This window comes from Nocardia arizonensis (assembly GCF_001310275.1).
In the GTDB taxonomy this organism is placed as follows: domain Bacteria; phylum Actinomycetota; class Actinomycetes; order Mycobacteriales; family Mycobacteriaceae; genus Nocardia; species Nocardia arizonensis.
The window spans coordinates 59125-76712 of record NZ_LGYZ01000036.1 but is presented as its reverse complement, the minus strand read 5'-3'; the positions used below and the strand labels follow the sequence as shown (position 1 = coordinate 76712).

Here is a 17588-nt window from a genome sequence, read left to right as displayed (position 1 = left end):
AGACCTGCCACGCGCCGACCTCGAACATCACATTCGCCAGCACCGCCCCCACCGAACACCCCGCGATCTGCGCGAGTACGTACGCCACCAGCTCACCACCGGACAGACCCGTGCCGGACCGGCGACCGAGCAGCCAATCCGCACCCGAGACAACAGGATTGAAATGCGCACCCGAGACCGGCCCGAACACCAGGATCAGCACCGCGAGCCCGAACACCGTCGCGGTCGAGTTCTCCAGCAACTGCAACCCCGTATCGCCGGGCGAGAGTTGCTGCGCGGCGATCCCCGAACCGACGACCACCGCGACCAACAAGGCACTGCCCACGAACTCCGCGACCACACGCCGCGCCAACCCCATCACCGTCGCCCCTGCGGGGAGGTCTCGACCAGGAACGCCGACACTCGCGCCAGGACCGCGGGCTCGACCCGGTAATACACCCACGACGCCCGCCGCTCACTGCTGAGTAACCCGGCCTCGCGCAACACCTTCAGATGATGCGAGATCGTCGGCTGGGTCACATCGATGCCCTCCGACAGATCGCACACGCACGCTTCGTGATTTGCACGCGCGGCGACCGCGCTGAGCACCCGCAACCGCACCGGGTCCGACAACGCCTTGAACACCCCCGCCAACCCGGCCGCATCCTGCACCGACAGCGGTTCCCGCACCACCGGTGAGGCCGCGCACTCCTGCACCGACGTCACCGCCAGCTCCGATTTAGACATGAGTCGATATTGATAGTTGTCGAACCTGGAGGCAAGCGAACAACGAGTGAACGATGCCGCAGGCGGCGAGGGTATTGACGAGCCGGAGTTCGGCGCACGTAGCGAGCCCGAGGCAAATCGACTGGCACCAGCCGTCACGTCCCGCCTACAAGGACTGGACCACGTAGACCGCGGCGGTCGCGACAGCCAATCCTGCGAGCAGGTAGCGCAGTGCGCGTTCGGGCGCCACGGGTTGTAGATGTGCCCCCAAGAACCCGCCGACGAGCCCGCCGGTGCCGCAGCTGAACCCGATGACCCAGTCCGGAGCGATATCGACCCCGCCGGTGGTCGCCGCCAGCACCGCGTAGGTTCCCGCGCCGACGATCGAGGTGAGCAGGGTGGAGGTCAGCGCGGCGGGTGCGACCTCGGCGAGCGGGACACCGCGCCCGGCCAGTATCGGGCTGAGCAGTGAACCGCCCCCGATGCCGTAGATTCCGCCGACCACGCCCACCGCCAGCGCCGTGGCGGTGATCATCCGACGGGACGGGCGCTCACGTTCGCCGACCACGCCGGTAGCGGTCGTCAGGCACAACCACACCCCCAACGTCATCAGCAGGACCGCGGCGATCACCTTGAACGTGGCCGCGGCCGGCACCAGGTACACGCGGATGACCGCACCGCCGATCACGCCGGGCAGCGCGCCCGCCAGGAGCAGCCGAGTCAGCGTGCTGCGCAGGGAATTTCGGCGGCTGTAGCGCAGCAGCGCGCCGGGAACCGAGATGACATTGAACAGCAGATTCGTCGGCGTGACAGCGGGACTGGGCACCGAGAGCACACTGATCTGCACCGGCAACAGGAACACCGCCCCCGACACCCCCACGGGCGCGGTCATAGCGGCCACCGCCAGCCCCACCCCGAAACTCGCTACCACCAGTACCTCGACGTCCACCGAGGAACTATCGCAGCTTCAGCATCGAAATCGGTTCAGCCTCTCATGAATTCATTAAAATCTGTACTATGGGTTCATGGAGACCGTCACGTATTCGGATGCGTTGGCCAGGTTCGGCCACGCCCTGTCGGACCCGACGCGCACCCAGATCCTGCTGAGTTTGCGCACCGCGCCGGGCTATCCCTCGGATCTGGCCGATGCGATCGGGGTCTCGCGCCAGATTCTGTCCAACCATCTGGCGTGCCTGCGCGGGTGCGGTCTGGTCGTCGCGGTCCCGGAAGGGCGCCGCTCGCGCTACGAGTTGGCCGACCCGCGCATCGCCGCCGCGCTCACCGATCTGCTCGGCCTGGTCCTGGCGGTCGATCCGGCCTGCTGTCCGGACGCCGCGACCGACGGGTGCTGCTGATGTCGTCCCCGTTGGGAATGCCGTCGCTGCCCTCGGCGGACACGCCGGTGGGGCCGTCGGCGCGGCGGCGCGCGGTGTTGGCGCGACGGATTCGTTGGTTCGTCGCGGCGACGATCTCCTACAACGTGATCGAAGCGGTCATCGCCCTGTCGGAGGGGGCGCGGGTGTCCTCGACCGCGCTGATCGGGTTCGGGTTGGACTCGGTGATCGAGGTCTCCTCGGCGGCGGCGGTGGCCTGGCAGTTCGCCGGACGCGATCCCGCGGCGCGGGAGAAGGTGGCGTTGCGGATCATCGCGTTCTCCTTCTTCGCCTTGGCCCTCTACGTCACCGTCGACTCGATCCGCGCACTCGTCGGCCTCGGCGAGGCCGAACACTCGAGCATCGGAATCGCCTTGGCGGCAGCCAGTCTGGTGATCATGCCGGTTCTCTCGGCCGCCCAGCGCCGAGCCGGGCGCGAACTCGGGTCCGCCTCGGCGGTCGCCGATTCCAAACAGACTCTGCTGTGCACGTATCTGTCGGCGGTGTTGCTGGTCGGTCTGCTGCTCAACAGCCTGTTCGGTTGGTCCTGGGCCGATCCGGTCGCGGCGCTGGTCATCGCTGTCATCGCGGTCAAAGAGGGCCGCGACGCCTGGCGCGGAGAGACCTGCTGCCCGACGTCGACCCCGCTCGCCGGTCGTGACGCGAACCGCGACGGCTGCGACTGTTGCGATTGAGCAGCGGCCACCTCCACACCGAGAGCGAAGCCGCTTCGCCGCCCGCATGCGGTCAGGCGACGGGGCTGCGCCGTTCGAGCAGCACGGTGTCACGCCAGGTGCCGTGGTGTCGGGCGATGCGTTCGCGTAGGCCGACGGTGCGGTATCCGGCGGAGTGGTGCAGGGCGATGCTGGCGCGGTTCTCGGGGAAGATCGAGGTCTGCAATGTCCACAGCCCGGCCTCGTCGGCGGCGATGACCTGGGTGTGCAGCAACGCCTTGCCGACACCGCGCCCGCGCATGCCCTCGGCGACGTCGACGGAGTTCTCCGCGACCCCACTGTCGCAGTCGCGGGACGAGACCGCGCTCAGGGCGGCCCATCCGACGACCGAACCGTCGATCTCGGCGACCCACCGATGCTCCGGTAGCCACTGGGTGTCGAGGACGGCGCGGTCGGGGACCTCGGCGGCGAAGGTCGCGTCCCCGGTGGCGATGCCCTCGCCGTAGATCCGCAGCACCGCCTCCCAGTCTCGTTCGGTCATAGCGCGGACGGTACATGCGAGCAGGCTGACGACCAGATGACCCAGCAACCATCAGGCGGAGGCCCTGCGCTGGTACGGGTGACGGGCTGGAAGGTGTCGCAGGTCGGGGGCGGTGCGCACCGCCGCACTAGACTTCGCGAAGAATGGGCAACCGCGGTGCAAGGCCGGTTCGCTGTATCCGGGGACTGAAATGAGGTGGGATGGGCGATCCGGTCCAGACAGCTCGGGTGATTCGTTCGGCCTTGGAGGATCTGGCCGCCGACAACGCGCACCACACGTTCGAGCACATTTGTCGCGAAGTCGCGACGGCGCGCCTGGTCAGCAACATACTGCCCGCTACCGGCCCTGTCTCCGCAGGAGGCGATCAGGGGCGTGACTTCGAGACCTTTCACACGTACTTGGCCGAGGAACTGCCATTCAGTATCGGGTTTCTGGCACTCGCTACCACCGATACAGTCGTGTTCGCCTGCACTATCCAGCGAACCAAGCTGAAGAGCAAGTTCCAGCGGGACATCGAGTCGATCTGTACCCAAGGCACCCCCGTCGACCGGATCTATATCTTCGTCACCGCGAATGTCGCCACCAAACTGCGGCACGAGGTTCAAGACTGGGCGAAGCGAACCTACGATGTCGCACTCGAAATCATCGACAAAGCGCCACTCGCTCGATGGTTGGCCATGCCCGACCTGTACTGGGTGGCCGTGCAATATCTCGACCTGCACCCCGACCTCGCGCCGCAGACCGACTTGATCGACCCCGACCCTGAGCTGCCGCAGTGGTATGTCGAGCTACGCGATTATTGGCAGCGGCCCAACTGCCAGCCGGTGAATCTCGGAGACCTGTTCGACCTGCAAGAGGGACTGCGACACGCGATTCCGCCCGGCCCGGCGCGAGCGAATCTCGACGGGTGGCTGACGCTGATGACGCGGTTGGCCGAGGAAACTCCCGACCTGAACACCCGCCTCCACGCCACCTACGAGATCGTGGCAGCCCGCTACCGAGGTACCGCCGATCTGCGTCCCGCCGAAGCGTTGATCCGTCGCTTCATCGAAGAAATCGAGCAGAGCGACGATCCCGCGTTGTTGTTCGACGCGAGTATCTTGGTCCAGTTCTGCTCCACCGCAGCCACTTGCGGACACACCGATATTTCCTTGGCGGAAACCGCCAGCTGGGTGCAGCCACTACGACGCCACCTCGACGCCCTGTTGGAACAGCAATGGGGACCGAACACCCGCGCGGGTCTACTGCAAGTCGCCGCCCATCTCGCAATGCACCTGGACTACACCGACATCGAAGGCCAAAGCACAGCGACATTGGACGACATCGATGAACTCTATGAGTCGCTGATGAATTCCATCGACAACGGCATAGCCCAAACCCATCTCGAAGCCACAGAATTGACGCCGCTGGTCGATCTCGACGCCGCCATGCGGCACATAACCGATCTGGTCGAACTGCTGCCGTCTGCCCCTGCCTACCCGATCGACACCTTCAGCCTGACCATCGACCTTCTCGCACCGACCCTGCGCGACCATCCGCTGTATCGAACGATGTGCGACGGCCTGGACGCTGCCGTCGCACGCCAAGAAGGCGACGCCGCGGCTGGGGAAAGGTGCTTGCAACGAGCGCACGCGTTCGACAAGGCCGGGCGACCGCTCGACGCCCTCCGCGAATATCACCAAGCCAAGGTCAGATGGTTCCACGGCGACACCCTCTACGGCGCGCTCACAGCGATTGCCAGCATCATCGATATCTACAGCACTTTGGGGATGTATCTCGCCGCGAAGAAATACTCCCTGGCGCTGGCCTCCCTCGCGAACGGCAGCGCCGACCCCTCTGACCGCGTGTACGTTCCCATCGCCTTGTTCTCGGCATCGAATATGGACCACCTCGCCGGAGCCTGGATCGCATCGGCACGGCTGGCGACGATCGCGGGCCAAGCGCAACTCGCCTACGCCCCCGACGCGGACAATCTCGAGCGTCACGCCTATCTGACCGAATCCATGAAGTACCAGGCACTCGCCATAGCGATCGCCAGACAGGCTCGCCCCGAATTCATTCCGCCCCTCCACGCGATATACCGAGGCGGCCTGTTCGACGGATTCACCCACCCCCACGACCACGCCGAATTGACCACGCCCCAGACCGAACAACAGTGGACCGACCAGTTACACGGCAAAGCCGGAGCACCGTTCAGCGACACCGGGCCACGACGCACGATCGCCTTCCATGCGCTCGGAATACGATGGTCCCTACACGGCGAAAACACCCAGGACACCGTCCTCGCACTGGAAGATTTCACCTCCGTCCTCCAGATCAGCCTCGTTCACTTGGCAACGCTCGACCCGCTGTTCATGGCACAAGCCGTCGACATCGAGATCCGGACCTATCGATCGGATGATCCCCGTCCGGATCGAACCTGTCTCACCCGCACCCAGGACGGTCAACGACATTGGCTGCTGTTCCTACCGATCCCTCCGCAGGGTCGAGAAGTGTCCGTACCGCTGGCGCCCGAGGAGAACCTACGGCTGGTGTTCATCGTGCTGAACACTTTGTCGTTGCTCAGCCAGGAGGACTTCGTTCGTCTGATGGACCAGGCCGTCGATGACGGCCTTATGTCCAACATCGAAATAGGAGGACCCTACAGCGAACTGGCCCGGTTCTACGACGAGCCGACACCACCGCTCAGCGACCCGACCCACCGACCCGTGATCAACAGCGAGCGTCCGAATCCACGGGTCGGTGCGTTACAGCTACAGCCACGCACCGGGCCGGGGCCCGGCTACAGCCTCGCCAAAGCACACACGATCTTGGCCGATCGCTACGAGGTCCTCCCGGTCTCGATCCGACGCACCATCCCTCAACTGCTGGACGCCACCCACGTACGCACGCTGTTCCAGCAACTACGCAACGAGGGATGGAAAGACTGGCATCTACTCAGCGTTGTCGCCAACCTGACCGTCAACCATCGTTTGACCCTCCGGTACGGCCCGATCACTTCTGACCGGATGCCGCAGCTCGCCCAGGAATTCCACGCCGAGCTGACGCGGGAAGAGCAAGTCGACGATCCACAGATCGCGCCCGAAGCGATCGATCGAGACATCATGGACAAGAGCATTCACTCGGTCGCGATGTCCAGCCTCCCCCGATGGGGGCTGACCGTACCCCAGCGCGCACCGAACCCGGCCGCGATCACACAGATCCTTGCTGACCGCTATGGCTTCTGGGAGGACGACACTGCGCACCCCGATCTGTTCGACGGACGGCTGCACGAGTCAGGAGAAAACTCACTGTCGTCCACCTCGCCACCGGTCAGCCCAGCTTGAATGCCAGTCGCGTGCACGAACGGCGCAGTGTCGAACCGGGCACGAGGTCTCCGCGCATGCTCAGGTACAGCAGTTCGGGTCGAGGACTGCGCACAACGCGGATAGGGCGTCACGGCGTACGCGATGAAAGGTGTTCATCCCGCGGCGTTCCGTCTCGATGATCCCCGCTTTCCGCAGCTGCCCCAGATGATGAGAGACCGTCGACTCCGACAGGTTCACCCTCTCGGCCAAATCGCCCCCGTTCTCCTCACCTGCTGAGCTGGCCAGCAGCAGTGACAGCAGCTTGACCCGCACCGGATCAGCAAGCGCCTTCAGCCGCAGCGCGACCTCTAGCGCCGCGGTGTCGCCGACCGGACCCGCGGCCACCGGCGCGCAGCAGACCGGGGCGGACATATCGATCACGGGTAGCGCCTTGGGCATACGAACCACCCTACCCAGTCTATTGACTTATGTCGAAAAGGTGGCAGACTCGGCCCGGTAAGGATTTCGACATATGTCTCACAGGTGGAGGTTCGACCATGTCCCGCATCCAGCTCGCCCTCAACGTCGATGATCTCGACCAGGCGGTGACCTTCTACACGACGCTGTTCGGCGTCGAGCCCGCCAAGCGCAAGCCTGGCTACGCCAACTTCGCCGTGACCGAACCGCCCCTGAAACTGGTGCTGATCGAGAACCCCGGCCACGGCGGCAGCCTCAACCACCTCGGCGTCGAAGTCGAGACCTCCGACCAGGTGCACGGCGAGATCGCACGACTGTCGGAGGGCGGGCTGTTCACCGAGGAGCAGATCGCGACTACCTGCTGTTTCGCCACCCAGGACAAGGTGTGGGTCACCGCGCCGGACACCGAACGCTGGGAGGTCTACACCGTCCTGGCCGACTCCGAATCCTTCGGCACCGCTCCCACACCCGCGATCGGTGAACCGGTCGGCGACGAGGAGACCACCGCAGTGTGCTGCGGCACCGCCGAACAGGCCGTAGCCGAAGATGCGTGCTGCGGCAGCGAAGCGAAACGCAACGCTCTGGCCTCGGGCGCCACCTGCTGCAACTGAACGCGGGTAGCGATCGCCCCGCCAGTCCCGCCGCCGCAACCCGCGACCATTCGCAGCGAGAATAGGCTGACCCCGTGATTCTCGATAACCACGCAGCCGCCAGCGCACCCGGATGCCGCCGACTCGGTGCCTGCGTGATCCGATGAAGCGAACTGTCCAGCTCACCCATGCCACCGTTTCTGACCTCGACGTTGTCGAGTCGTGGCTGCGCGATGGCCGAGTCTGCCGGTGGCTCGGTGGTGTCCGGATCATGGAAACCACTTACATGGAAGACGTCCGCAAAGATCCCCACGGTCCGGGATACGTCGCCAAGATGCACAAGCTGGCAGCACGCGAAGTCGGACACGACGACGGACCTCCCGTTGGATACGTAGCCGCCACGGTGTACGGCGTCTCCGTGATCGAAGATCGCTGGACGGTGCGCAGCCCGTACTATGCGACGCTGTTGTATGCCGTCGACCCGGACTGCCACCGAGGCGGACTCGGTGCAGCGACACTACAAGCAACGATCGATCATCCCGACCTCGCGGAGATCACCGAATTCCACTGCGGAATCGCGGTTCGTAACATCGCAAGCAGGCGAATCGCCCGCCGAGTCGGATTCGTGATTCAACCAGAACCACGACCCATCCCGAGGAGACGTCGACGGATTCTCAGCTACGTCTACCACCGCTCGACGTGATCCAGAACGGCCTGTGCAGGTCCGGGCACCCGAACTCGGGCCTGCGAGCCGCCACGACGAGCGGAGTTTGCTACCCTCACCCCGGACGGGCTTCTAGGACAACATCTCTCGTCGTCTTTAAGTCGGCCTTTTGTCCCGAATACGTCCGAATGCGGACGAATCCGATCACATCACCGCGCGAGGCATCGTGCCTGGTAGAGGCATAGATCCGAAGCTGATCGAAGGCAGGTGCATCGTGGTCCGTGATAACCCAGAGGTCGCAGGTTCAAATCCTGTCCCCGCTACAAATGGCCCAGGCCAGAGAGACTACGGTCTCTCTGGCCTGGGCCATTTCTTACGTTGCTCGACGGTTATTCGACACTTTTGATCGGAACACGACGATCCGGGGGTTTCTGCCAGATGTTTGCCGCAGGATGGTCCGTATGAGGTCTTGTCTCCCGCAGAGGTCGAGCCGTGCCGCATCAGCGGGGTGTACGTGATGCATCACGTACTGAACGATTACCGTCGACGTAACCGACCACTGACGCGATATCTGACGAAGCTCTTCACCGACAGCGCTCTGGCTGCACGGTTCGAACGCATCCGCTCGTTGGAGGAACTCGATGACTTCGAGGGCGCGGTGCAGCAGGGTATCTCGGACCTGCGACCTCAGTCTCCGTCGCTCGGTGGGACACGGGTGGCGTCCACCAAAGACGATGGATACTTCAGGCCGATTGGCAACGGGCAGTCGGTAGGCGTTGCTCACTTCTACGTAGCGGTTCAAGTCCACGGTAACCCTGAGCTGGTCGAGTATTGGCCCGACGCCAACCCAGACGTGGAGCCTGTTGATGCCAAGGCGCTCGCCGTCGCAGCCAAAGGGGGCCTCGATGAGACGCTACGTCACCGGCTTCAGCTGATCTCGGACACCTGGCAACTTGGTGTCCCTGACATCCCCTCCGAGGAGTGGGGCCTCTATACCTTCGTGGACTTGACTCCCGAGGAGGAAAAAGAGGTCGCGAACAACGAATTCGACATCCGCGCCATCATCGAAGAGCGAATCGCGAAGGCACGGCCGATCGTCGAGGCAATCGCGGCGCAGACAGACCACTACTTCGAGGTCGAGTTGCCTCAGCGGCTCCAGAACATGATCGCGCACAAACGGGAGCGCTTGACCAATCGCGCAGCCGTGCGCGCAAGTTTGACGTTCGACAACGAATGGAAACTGCCCGCGCCAAGGCTTGAGTCTGTTGCTACCGATACGAAAACCACCTTGCCTGAAGTAACCAGTGGCGGCTTCAGGGTCGCGCACCGAGACCGCCTGGACCCGGCGTCCTTCTCCGACGTGCAACGGGTGATCTGGATGTGGGCCAGTGGCGTCGAGCGATACCCTGCCGCGTTCAATCTTCTTGGCGAAGACAGACTGAGCGATCTTCTGGCAGTCACTCTGAACGCATCCTTGGCGAACGCGAAACGAGAGGTCTACAGCCGCGGCGGCAAGTCGGACATCTACATCCAGGCCGACATGCTCGCGGAGGGCAGGGGCACGGAGAAGGTCTTCATCTGCGAGGCCAAGATCGCCTCGGACGACACCGTGGTGACCGACGCAGTCGATCAGCTGTTCGGATACCTCAATACGCACGACACCGCTGCGGTCCTGCTCCTGTACTTCAAGCAACAGGACTTCGACAGCGCACGCACGCGACGACTTGCAGCACTGCGCAGGATCATCGGCTTTGCCAAGGAAGAACCCGGACCAAGTGGATGGCCCATCTACGACTTCGAGATCGACGGCCGCTACGTCCGCGTCTGCGTCGCCAGCGTGCACCTACCGCCCCCGAAGAAGAAGTAGCCGTACGACCGACTGAGCGTGAGCACTCGGCATGGGACTGCTTCCGTCATCTGTTCGTCGGTCCGGGAATTCGGACGACCCTCTACTCGAACACCTGGCTCGGGTAGACGGCATTCTGGATGGTGTCGGCCATTTGTTGGTTGGCGCGGCCTCGGGTGGGGTAGGTGTTGAGGGTTTCGGTGGGGTTGGCGTGGCCGACTTGGTCGGCGACCATGACTGCGGAGAGTCCGGCGTCGAGGCCGAGGTCGATGAGGAGTTTGCGGAACGAGTGGCCGGTGATGGTGTCGGGGATGCCGAGGGCGAGGCGGACTCGTCGCCATTGGTCGTTGAAGTTGGTGGGGTCGCGCAGGGTGCCGGTGCTGGATTGGAACAGTGGTGTGGTGCCGTCATTCATCGGTTTGAGGGTGGGGATGCGTCGTTCGAGCATCGCCATGCCGAAGGCGGGTAGTTGGATCTCGTAGCGGTGGTTCTTGGGGTTGTCGGGGGTCTGGTCGTCGGTTTCGCGGACCAGGCCCTTGCCGGGGATGCGGATGATGTGGGCGCGGACGGGGATGATGCCGGTGTCTTGGTCGTAGTCTTCGAGTAGGAATGCCAGGAGTTGGGAGATGCGGGCTCCGGTGGCGGCGAACATGGTGATCGGGTCGGCGAGGTCTCCGCGGTCGCAGAACTGGGCGACGGTCGGTACCCGGTATTTCGGGGTGGGGGCGATGAGGATGCCGTCCTTCATCTTGGGCAGCGGTAGGCAGGGGGTGTCGCTGTGGCGGACGTCGATGAGCAGTTGCCGTAGTTGCGGCAGCGTGAGCGCGGTCGCGCCTTGGGTGGGTTTGGGTTCGATGGGTTCGGTTTCGCGGACGGGGTTGTGTTTCCAGACGTCGAATCGGACTGCCATCGCGCACATTCCGGACAGGACGGTGCGGGCGCCCTTGGCGTCGGAGCCGCTGTGTTTGGCGTAGTCCCGGAGGAAACGTTCGAGGCGTTGTGTGGTGACTTCGCGCAGGCGTAGCCCGCCGAGGGCTTTCTTGATCGCGGTGGCGACGCGGTCGTAGCGCAGGATCGTATTCGTGGCGCGTTTCTTGACCTCGATCAGATACGTGCGATATTCGGTCCACAGTTGTTCGATGGTGGTTTCGCCGTTGATGTCGCCGTGGCCCGCGTAGACCCGTTCGCGGAGGTGTTCGAGCAGGCGGCGTTCGGCGGCCGCGCCGAAGCGGTCGGAGACGCCGTCTGGTGTGACGCGGTAGGCGGTGCGGGTGATGCCGTCGTGGTCGCGGACGCGGCAGACCGCGCGCCAGTGGTTGGTGTCGAGTTGTTTGCGTGAGATGTTTCCCCAGGTGCCGACCGGTAGTGGTGGGCGCCCGGCCATCAGCACGTCCCCGTGATCGGGGCGCGCGTGTACGCCATCGTTTTCTTCTCCCGTAGTTGTGCGTCACCGTGGGCTAAGACGGTGTGTATTCACATCAATTCTACGGGGCAAGAACACAATTGAATTCCGCACCCGCCTTTGCGCGGAATTCGCGGCGGCTATTTCTTGTCGGGTGTGTCGGAGACGACCATGATGCCGGTGGTCTGAATCCGCAAGGGCGGGCGCGGGTGTCGGTTGGTGGAGGCGAGGGCGCGGATGAGTTCGTTGACGAGTCGGCGTTGTTCGCGGCCGAGGATCGCCGATTCCGGTGCGGGAATGAAGGGTTCGACCATCTCGAGGTACAGCCCCGCCCAGTGCGCGACGTCGCGGACGTCGAGTTGGAGCGCTTCGGCGACGGCGCGGATGATCTCGAGTGAGCTCTGGTGGTCGGGGTCGTCGATGAGGCGGGCGACGGTGGTGGGGTGGATTCCGGCGGCTTCGGCGAGTTCGTTTCGGCTGGTGAGGCCGACTGCGGCCATCGCCGAGGCCCAGGGTTCGGGGACAGCGCGCTTGCGTGGCATGTCCACACTGTAGGGCATTTGTGGACACTCACAGAAGAGATGATGCGGACGTATTCGTTCGCCATGTAGAGCATGTTCGCCGAATCTGTTGCTGTACAGCCGAATACCTGTTGCAGAATCTACCGACCCGATAGACACAAGGTTGCACTGCTGGTAGGTTTCTGGGAAGGGGAGACCCCAGGAGGGAGGGCAAGGCGATGGCCTATCGGGCGAGGTTGAGATCACGGACCGCTCTGCGAGAGGCGATGTCGGCGAAGCGGGTCCCGGTACGGGTGCTGGCTCGGCGCGCGGGATGCGGGAAGTCCATCGTCGGTCTGCTGCGCTCGGGTGCGCGGACCACCTGCACTCCCGCTACGGCGGCGAAACTTGCTGCGGGCCTGGATATCCCCGCCGAGACCTTGTTCAGGATCGAGGAGTGAGGAGCAGCGCGAGAGTCACGCCAGAGTTTCGTCTACGGGAAAGTAGTTGACCCGACGGGCTTAGCCCCCCGCCGGGTCGGCGCACATCTACGGGAGTAGTCATGCAACCCAAGTCTAACCCGGCTGCCATCGGATACGCAGCCGGGCTCACCGACCATCCTTCACCGCGGCGGTGGTGGTGATGGCGATCGAGTTCAAGCCCGCGGTCCGCCGCAAGAGCCCCGCCCGCCTGGCCCTGGCCGGTCCCTCCGGCTCCGGCAAGACCTACACCGCCCTCAGTCTCGCCTGGGAGTGGGCGCGGCGCGAGGGCGGCGGTATCGGGATGATCGACACCGAACGCGGCAGCGCCAGCAAGTATCAGGGCACCAACGGCTGGCAGTGGCGCACCCTGGAACCCGAACGGTTCTCACCCACCAGCCTGGTCGAGATCCTGGGAGCCGCTGCCGGAGAAGGCTTCTCGGTGTTCATCATCGACACCTGGAGCCATTATTGGATGGGCCAGGACGGGATGCTCGAGCAGGTCGACCGCCGCAAGGCCGCCAACAACTCGTTCTCGGGCTGGAAGGAAGTCAACCCCGACGAGCGGCGCATGGTCGATGCGATGCTCACCTTCCCCGGGCATCTGATCGTCACCTTGCGGACCAAGACCGAATACGTCGTGGTCGAGGACGAGAAGGGCAAGCAGGTCCCGCGCAAGATCGGGACCAGGCCCGTGCAGCGCGACGGCCTGGAGTACGAGTTCGACATCGTCGCCGACCTCGACCTGTCCAACAACCTGCACATCTCCAAAACCCGGCTCCCGTTCCTCAACGGCCAGGTCATCGCCGCGCCGGGCGCGGAGCTGGCGACCCGGATCGCAGACTGGCTCGACGGCGGCGAAGAAGTACCGACCGTCGCCGAATTCCGGCAACGCATCCTCGATGTGGAGTCGACCGAGCAACTACGCGATATCTACCTCGAGATCGGCTCCTATCGGCTGCTCGGCGCACCGACCGTCGACCACGAGGGCACACCGACCACCCTGCGGGAGCTGGTGGTCGCGATCAAGGAGGCCCTCGAAGCCGTCGACGCCAAGCTCGCCGCCCAGCGCGGCGCGCAGGCGTCGCAGGATCGCGATGGGGAGAGGGGGTGAAACGATATGGCGAGACGTTGTGACGTACCGGGGTGCGGGCACGGGTTGCTCAATACCGACGAGGTCGCGGAGCGGCTGCGGGTGAGTCGGCAGTTGTTGTTGCAGTGGCGGACCCAGCCCAAACCCCACCGGTTGGCGAGCAAAGGGTTCCGGCTCAACGGCGAGTCGGGGCCTTTGCGGTGGCTGGAATGCGACTGGCACGCCTACCTCGAGGCCATCGACGCGCAGAGGTCGGCATGAGTACGGTGCGCGGGCGTTCCGGGCTTCATGCCAAGAGCATCGAAGCCGAGAACGCCCGCCGCATCTTCATCGAGGAATACCGGTTCCTGCGCGAAGGTCAGATGTCCCATGAGGCCATCGCGCGCCGGTTCGGAATGACGGTGGGCGCGTTGCAGACCCGTGTCCTGCGTTACGGGTGCATGGTGTTGACCGCGGCCGAGCAACGCGCCTCCGAACGCCTGGACGTGTTGATCGAGCGCGGTGACCCGTTCACGCTCGACGACCTCGGCGGTGTCGAGGACACGGTCGTGCTCTGGCTGGTCGGCACCGCGCTCAAGCGCGGGCGTATCCGCTCCTCGCAGGGCCAGGCCGGGCGCAAGCATCGGGTCTCGGTCTACACCCCGGTCCAGGGCGCGGTCTCATGACCGGCCCCCGGACCGCCACCGTGCCGGTGCCGCTGTCGGGGGCGGGTGACCCGTTCGGCGACGGCCAGTCCTGGCATGTCATCGACCAGGCCCACGATGACACTGGCCGGGTCGTTCGGGTCCTCTACGAGTGCCGCTACCTCATCGAAAGCGGCGAATCCGCCGCGTGGGTGACCGAGCGGCGTTGGCACGACGGCGGACACGAGTCCCGTGATGTCGAACCGGTCGCCTGAGTCGGGCGCCGGTGCCCGTGTCGATCCTGGCGGTGTTCGCAAGGATCGGCGCGGGTTCATCCGGTTGAGCCTGGACTTCCTGGAGAACCACCGCACCGGGCCGTTGTAGCCGGTCGCGAAACTGGCCCTGATCCAGATGTGGATCTACTGTGCCCGCAATCGCACCGATGGCATCGTGCCGGTCGCGTATGCGCGCAGCAGCCTGCCCAAACGCCTGCGCGAGGCACTCACCACGGCGGGATGCTGGCACGAGCGCACCTGCACCACGAACGCGCCGTGTCGTCATGGTGCGTGCACCACGACGGCGGCGTGTGGGCAGCAGGTGTTGGTGATGCGTGACTACGCCCGCCATCAGCCCACCCACCGTCGCCCCGACACACCGGGCCGTGACCCGCGCCCTTACATCAAGCTCAGCGTCGATTTCCTGGAGAACCACCGCACCGGGCCGTTGTCGCCGGTGGCGAAACTGACGTTGATCGAGTTGTGGATCTACTGCCACCGCAACCACACCAACGGCGTCCTACCGTTGCCCGCGTTCCGCAGGATCGCGCCCGCACGCATCCGTGACGCGCTCCTCGCGGCGGGATCATGCCGCCAACACGAATGCACCCCGACGCGGCCGTGCCGCCACGGCGCGTGCACCATGGCGGCACCGTGTCGGCATGGTGTCGCCACCATGCACGACTATCACCGCCACCAACCCCTCCACATGGACTCCCGCAAACAACGACAACAGAGCAGGTCAGACAGCAAATCCGAGAAGGCGGACACAGCGGCGGAAAACCGCGAGTCGACGGGCGCACACGCCGGCGGAACCACGCCGGATTCGGTGTCTCTCACGCGTGCGTCTCAGAAGTTAGAAGTAAAAGAAGTATGTAGTTCTGTTGGTATCCCCCCTCCGGTAAGTAACGCGCGGGAGGAGAACGAAAAACACGGTCCACCGCCGACTACCCCGAGAACGCCGCCGCCGGTGCGGGTCGCGCCGCGGGCTCGTCACGGCGGTGACGGGGTGGCCGACCGGCTCAACGCCGCCGCTCCCGAGGTCCCGGCGACCCCGGCGATGCGCCAACGGGTCCTGGCCCGGCTGGCGCCCAACGCGGTCGCGGTGCTCGCCGACCCGGACACCGACCCGATCCGCCGCGAACGCGCCCACCACGAACTCGCTCGCGCCGAGGCGGTCATCGACGCGAGAGCCGAGTACCTGAAAACCGGTGATCTCAACGAAAACCGCGAGGCGGACTGGCTTTTCGACCCGTACGGCGACAACGGGGCGATGCGGCGGATGCTGGCCGCGCAGCGACCGCTCCCGACCCCGGACCCGGTCACGGTCGGTGAGCGGCGCGCGATGGCGTTCCGCCTGGCGGGCGAGCACATCGACACCCTCACCGGCTACGGGGCACGCCCACCGGGCACGGCGCGGGAGGCGATGCGCGCCGAACTCGAAGCCCTCCTCGAGGCCGGGGTGAGCCAGGACGTGCTGCGCTCGGAGCTGCGCGCGATGCTCGAGGCCGGGTTGTGGGCTGCCTCGAAGCTGCGCGAACGAATCGCCGAGGCCCGCCCATGACCGGAAACAACGTCCTCGACTGGGATGCCCCGGAGATGTGCGATGTCGAGGCCGAACAGCAACTCCTCGGTGCGGCGCTGTATGCCGAGGGCAACCACGAGGTGGCCGAGCAGGTCGCCGCGATCCCGAATGGCGCGTTCTACGTTCCCGCGCACCAGCTGCTGCACGCGGCGCTGGTGGATGTGCTGCGGGAGGAGCTGATTCCCGATCCGGTGGTGATCGTGGATCGTGCCGCGCGTCGGGGCGCGCTGGGCGGCAACCCCGACCGGCTGCGTCGGGTGAGCCTGGACCTGCTCGGCAAGGGCGTCCCGGCCTCGGTCCCGTACTTCGCCGACCGCGTGACGACCCTGTGGCACGCCCGCACGGCCGTGCTCGAGGCGACCCGCATGATCCAGCAACTGCACGCGCTGCACCGCTCGGGCGATCTCCATTCCACTGGTGGAATCCTCGCGCGCGCACGCGAGGCCCTGGACCTGGATTTGTCCGACCCGACGGTTCCGAACGTTTCGGCGCTGCCGCCCTCGGTCGCGGAAATCCTGTCCGGATCGGATTCCTACGACTGGTTGATCCCGAAGCTGTTCGAGTACGGGGACCGCATGATCCTCACCGGCATCGAAGGACTCGGGAAATCGACGCTGCTCGCACAGATCGCGGTCGCGGTCACCGCCGGGTTGCACCCGTTCCTCGCCGCGCCCATCATCGGGCCGGGCGCGCCGCAGGCGACCTCGCACCGGGTGCTGGTGATCGACGCGGAGAACCTTCCGGGCCAGCTGCGCCGCCGCTACGGCGACCTCGTGGGCCGGGTGGATCGGATCTGCGAGCAGCAGTCCCACCCGCGGCCGGACTGGGACGACGAACTGCGGATCGAGGCCCGCCCCGACGGTGTGCGCCTCGAAGACCCGCGCGAGCTGCGCCGTATCGAAGCCGCTATCGCGGCTCATCAGCCGGTGCTGGTGGTGGCGGGGCCGCTGTACCGGCTCAACGCCCTGGACACCGAGGCTGCGGACGGCGCACGCGAACTCGTGCGGATTCTCGATCACCTGCGGGTGAAATACCGGTTCACGCTCATCCTCGAAGGCCACATCCCGCACGCCGCGGACGGGCGCTCGCGGTCGGTGCGCCCGATCGGGTCGTCGCTGCTGTTGCGGTGGCCGGAGTTCGGGTACGGGATCGTCCCGGCCAAAGGCCACGAGGACGACGAGCACCCCTCGGTGGTCGACCTGCGCCAATGGCGCTACGCCCGCGACGAACGCCTGTTCCCGCGCGAGCTGTACCACGACCCGTCCGGGTTCCCATGGACGCCCGGCGCCGGCTATTTCGCGCTGTGCCGCAGCAAGGGTGTCTATGACGGATAGACCTATTCGAATTATGTTGCCTGGCAACGAATGTGAGGTATTGAGGCCAGTAGATCACTGAAATATAATGGTGTGCAGGGGATTTCAATGGTGGCTTGCCCCCACCGAGATCCCCTGTGAATCGAATATCGCTTTCTACG

Annotated in this window: 19 protein-coding genes and 1 pseudogene; 13 read left to right on the top strand and 7 right to left on the bottom strand. The window is 65.2% G+C overall.

What is annotated here, in order from left to right; all coding sequences use genetic code 11:
- From APZ21_RS06075 to APZ21_RS06065, 3 genes are all read right to left on the bottom strand, one after another.
- Positions 1-358, bottom strand: a 358-nt coding sequence (locus APZ21_RS06075; RefSeq protein WP_204249047.1) for an aquaporin, incomplete at its 3' end; no start/stop codon positions are given.
- Positions 358-726 (bottom strand): ArsR/SmtB family transcription factor, encoded by a 369-nt coding sequence (locus APZ21_RS06070; RefSeq protein ID WP_054812231.1) that lies wholly within the window; start codon positions 724-726, stop codon positions 358-360. The genes APZ21_RS06070 and APZ21_RS06075, both read right to left, overlap by 1 nt.
- 145 nt (positions 727-871) lie before the next feature.
- Positions 872-1654, bottom strand: a complete 783-nt coding sequence (locus tag APZ21_RS06065; RefSeq protein ID WP_204249046.1) for a sulfite exporter TauE/SafE family protein — start codon at positions 1652-1654, stop codon at positions 872-874.
- 76 nt (positions 1655-1730) lie between these two features.
- Here APZ21_RS06065 and APZ21_RS06060 point away from each other — a divergent pair, with 76 nt between their 5' ends.
- The gene (locus tag APZ21_RS06060; protein WP_054812230.1) at positions 1731-2060 is read left to right on the top strand and encodes an ArsR/SmtB family transcription factor; all 330 of its coding nucleotides are present in this window, start codon (positions 1731-1733) and stop codon (positions 2058-2060) included.
- Positions 2060-2773, top strand: coding sequence for a cation efflux transmembrane domain-containing protein (locus APZ21_RS06055; RefSeq protein ID WP_054812237.1), 714 nt, complete (start codon positions 2060-2062; stop codon positions 2771-2773). The genes APZ21_RS06060 and APZ21_RS06055 overlap by 1 nt, the downstream gene beginning before the upstream one ends.
- A 52-nt stretch (positions 2774-2825) precedes the next feature.
- On the opposite strand, the pseudogene APZ21_RS06050 reads toward APZ21_RS06055, so the two are convergent.
- A pseudogene (locus APZ21_RS06050) lies at positions 2826-3305 on the bottom strand (N-acetyltransferase family protein); the annotation flags it as partial.
- 188 nt (positions 3306-3493) lie between these two features.
- Between APZ21_RS06050 and APZ21_RS06045 the strand changes: the two are divergent.
- Entirely contained in the window at positions 3494-6619 is a 3126-nt protein-coding gene (locus APZ21_RS06045; RefSeq protein WP_054812228.1) for a hypothetical protein, read from the top strand.
- 60 nt (positions 6620-6679) lie between these two features.
- Here APZ21_RS06045 and APZ21_RS06040 read toward each other — a convergent pair whose 3' ends face one another.
- On the bottom strand, positions 6680-7039 hold the full coding sequence (locus APZ21_RS06040) for an Rv2640c family ArsR-like transcriptional regulator (protein ID WP_054812227.1): 360 nt from the start codon (positions 7037-7039) through the stop codon (positions 6680-6682).
- Between the two features lie 98 nt (positions 7040-7137).
- Here APZ21_RS06040 and APZ21_RS06035 point away from each other — a divergent pair, with 98 nt between their 5' ends.
- The 3 genes from APZ21_RS06035 to APZ21_RS06025 all read left to right on the top strand — a co-directional run bounded on the left by APZ21_RS06035 (position 7138) and on the right by APZ21_RS06025 (position 10178).
- Positions 7138-7668, top strand: coding sequence for an ArsI/CadI family heavy metal resistance metalloenzyme (locus APZ21_RS06035; protein WP_054812226.1), 531 nt, complete (start codon positions 7138-7140; stop codon positions 7666-7668).
- Between the two features lie 142 nt (positions 7669-7810).
- Positions 7811-8350, top strand: a complete 540-nt coding sequence (locus APZ21_RS06030; protein ID WP_162240307.1) for a GNAT family N-acetyltransferase — start codon at positions 7811-7813, stop codon at positions 8348-8350.
- 478 nt (positions 8351-8828) lie between these two features.
- A complete protein-coding gene (locus APZ21_RS06025) occupies positions 8829-10178 on the top strand; it encodes a hypothetical protein (protein WP_156370747.1) in 1350 nt (449 codons plus the stop codon).
- Positions 10179-10260: 82 nt separating this feature from the next.
- On the opposite strand, the gene APZ21_RS06020 is transcribed toward APZ21_RS06025, so the two are convergent.
- Entirely contained in the window at positions 10261-11541 is a 1281-nt protein-coding gene (locus APZ21_RS06020; RefSeq protein WP_156370745.1) for a site-specific integrase, read from the bottom strand.
- 158 nt (positions 11542-11699) lie between these two features.
- Positions 11700-12101 carry a helix-turn-helix domain-containing protein gene (locus APZ21_RS06015; protein WP_162240306.1) on the bottom strand — a complete coding sequence of 134 codons (402 nt, stop codon included), beginning with the start codon at positions 12099-12101 and terminating at the stop codon, positions 11700-11702.
- Positions 12102-12346: 245 nt separating this feature from the next.
- Between APZ21_RS06015 and APZ21_RS33755 the strand changes: the two genes are divergently transcribed.
- The 7 genes from APZ21_RS33755 (at position 12347) to APZ21_RS05985 (ending at position 17448) form a co-directional block, all read left to right on the top strand.
- Positions 12347-12520 carry a hypothetical protein gene (locus APZ21_RS33755; protein WP_156370743.1) on the top strand — a complete coding sequence of 58 codons (174 nt, stop codon included), beginning with the start codon at positions 12347-12349 and terminating at the stop codon, positions 12518-12520.
- A gap of 181 nt (positions 12521-12701) precedes the next feature.
- Positions 12702-13652, top strand: coding sequence for an ATP-binding protein (locus APZ21_RS06010; RefSeq protein WP_054812236.1), 951 nt, complete (start codon positions 12702-12704; stop codon positions 13650-13652).
- A 6-nt stretch (positions 13653-13658) separates the two neighbouring features.
- A complete protein-coding gene (locus tag APZ21_RS06005) occupies positions 13659-13892 on the top strand; it encodes a helix-turn-helix transcriptional regulator (protein WP_156370741.1) in 234 nt (77 codons plus the stop codon).
- A complete protein-coding gene (locus tag APZ21_RS06000) occupies positions 13889-14296 on the top strand; it encodes a hypothetical protein (RefSeq protein ID WP_054812220.1) in 408 nt (135 codons plus the stop codon). Before APZ21_RS06005 ends, APZ21_RS06000 begins: the two co-directional genes overlap by 4 nt.
- Complete coding sequence (locus APZ21_RS05995; protein WP_054812219.1) at positions 14293-14529, top strand: hypothetical protein; 237 nt, start codon at positions 14293-14295, stop codon at positions 14527-14529. Before APZ21_RS06000 ends, APZ21_RS05995 begins: the two co-directional genes overlap by 4 nt.
- A 136-nt stretch (positions 14530-14665) precedes the next feature.
- The gene (locus tag APZ21_RS33750) at positions 14666-16093 is read left to right on the top strand and encodes a hypothetical protein (protein ID WP_156370740.1); all 1428 of its coding nucleotides are present in this window, start codon (positions 14666-14668) and stop codon (positions 16091-16093) included.
- Positions 16090-17448 (top strand): AAA family ATPase, encoded by a 1359-nt coding sequence (locus APZ21_RS05985; protein ID WP_054812217.1) that lies wholly within the window; start codon positions 16090-16092, stop codon positions 17446-17448. Before APZ21_RS33750 ends, APZ21_RS05985 begins: the two co-directional genes overlap by 4 nt.
- The last annotated feature ends 140 nt before the right edge of the window (positions 17449-17588 follow it).

Coding starts and splice junctions, on each gene's coding strand:
- APZ21_RS06055 (WP_054812237.1), top strand. CDS start 2,060: ATGTCGTCCCCGTTGGGAATGCCGTCGCTGCCCTCGGCGGACACGCCG.
- APZ21_RS33755 (WP_156370743.1), top strand. CDS start 12,347: ATGTCGGCGAAGCGGGTCCCGGTACGGGTGCTGGCTCGGCGCGCGGGA.
- APZ21_RS05995 (WP_054812219.1), top strand. CDS start 14,293: ATGACCGGCCCCCGGACCGCCACCGTGCCGGTGCCGCTGTCGGGGGCG.
- APZ21_RS06060 (WP_054812230.1), top strand. CDS start 1,731: ATGGAGACCGTCACGTATTCGGATGCGTTGGCCAGGTTCGGCCACGCC.
- APZ21_RS05985 (WP_054812217.1), top strand. CDS start 16,090: ATGACCGGAAACAACGTCCTCGACTGGGATGCCCCGGAGATGTGCGAT.
- APZ21_RS06030 (WP_162240307.1), top strand. CDS start 7,811: ATGAAGCGAACTGTCCAGCTCACCCATGCCACCGTTTCTGACCTCGAC.
- APZ21_RS06025 (WP_156370747.1), top strand. CDS start 8,829: ATGCATCACGTACTGAACGATTACCGTCGACGTAACCGACCACTGACG.
- APZ21_RS06070 (WP_054812231.1), bottom strand. CDS start 726: ATGTCTAAATCGGAGCTGGCGGTGACGTCGGTGCAGGAGTGCGCGGCC.
- APZ21_RS06010 (WP_054812236.1), top strand. CDS start 12,702: ATGGCGATCGAGTTCAAGCCCGCGGTCCGCCGCAAGAGCCCCGCCCGC.
- APZ21_RS06035 (WP_054812226.1), top strand. CDS start 7,138: ATGTCCCGCATCCAGCTCGCCCTCAACGTCGATGATCTCGACCAGGCG.
- APZ21_RS06005 (WP_156370741.1), top strand. CDS start 13,659: ATGGCGAGACGTTGTGACGTACCGGGGTGCGGGCACGGGTTGCTCAAT.
- APZ21_RS06040 (WP_054812227.1), bottom strand. CDS start 7,039: ATGCCCAAGGCGCTACCCGTGATCGATATGTCCGCCCCGGTCTGCTGC.
- APZ21_RS06045 (WP_054812228.1), top strand. CDS start 3,494: ATGGGCGATCCGGTCCAGACAGCTCGGGTGATTCGTTCGGCCTTGGAG.
- APZ21_RS06020 (WP_156370745.1), bottom strand. CDS start 11,541: ATGGCCGGGCGCCCACCACTACCGGTCGGCACCTGGGGAAACATCTCA.
- APZ21_RS06015 (WP_162240306.1), bottom strand. CDS start 12,101: ATGCCACGCAAGCGCGCTGTCCCCGAACCCTGGGCCTCGGCGATGGCC.
- APZ21_RS33750 (WP_156370740.1), top strand. CDS start 14,666: ATGTGGATCTACTGTGCCCGCAATCGCACCGATGGCATCGTGCCGGTC.
- APZ21_RS06000 (WP_054812220.1), top strand. CDS start 13,889: ATGAGTACGGTGCGCGGGCGTTCCGGGCTTCATGCCAAGAGCATCGAA.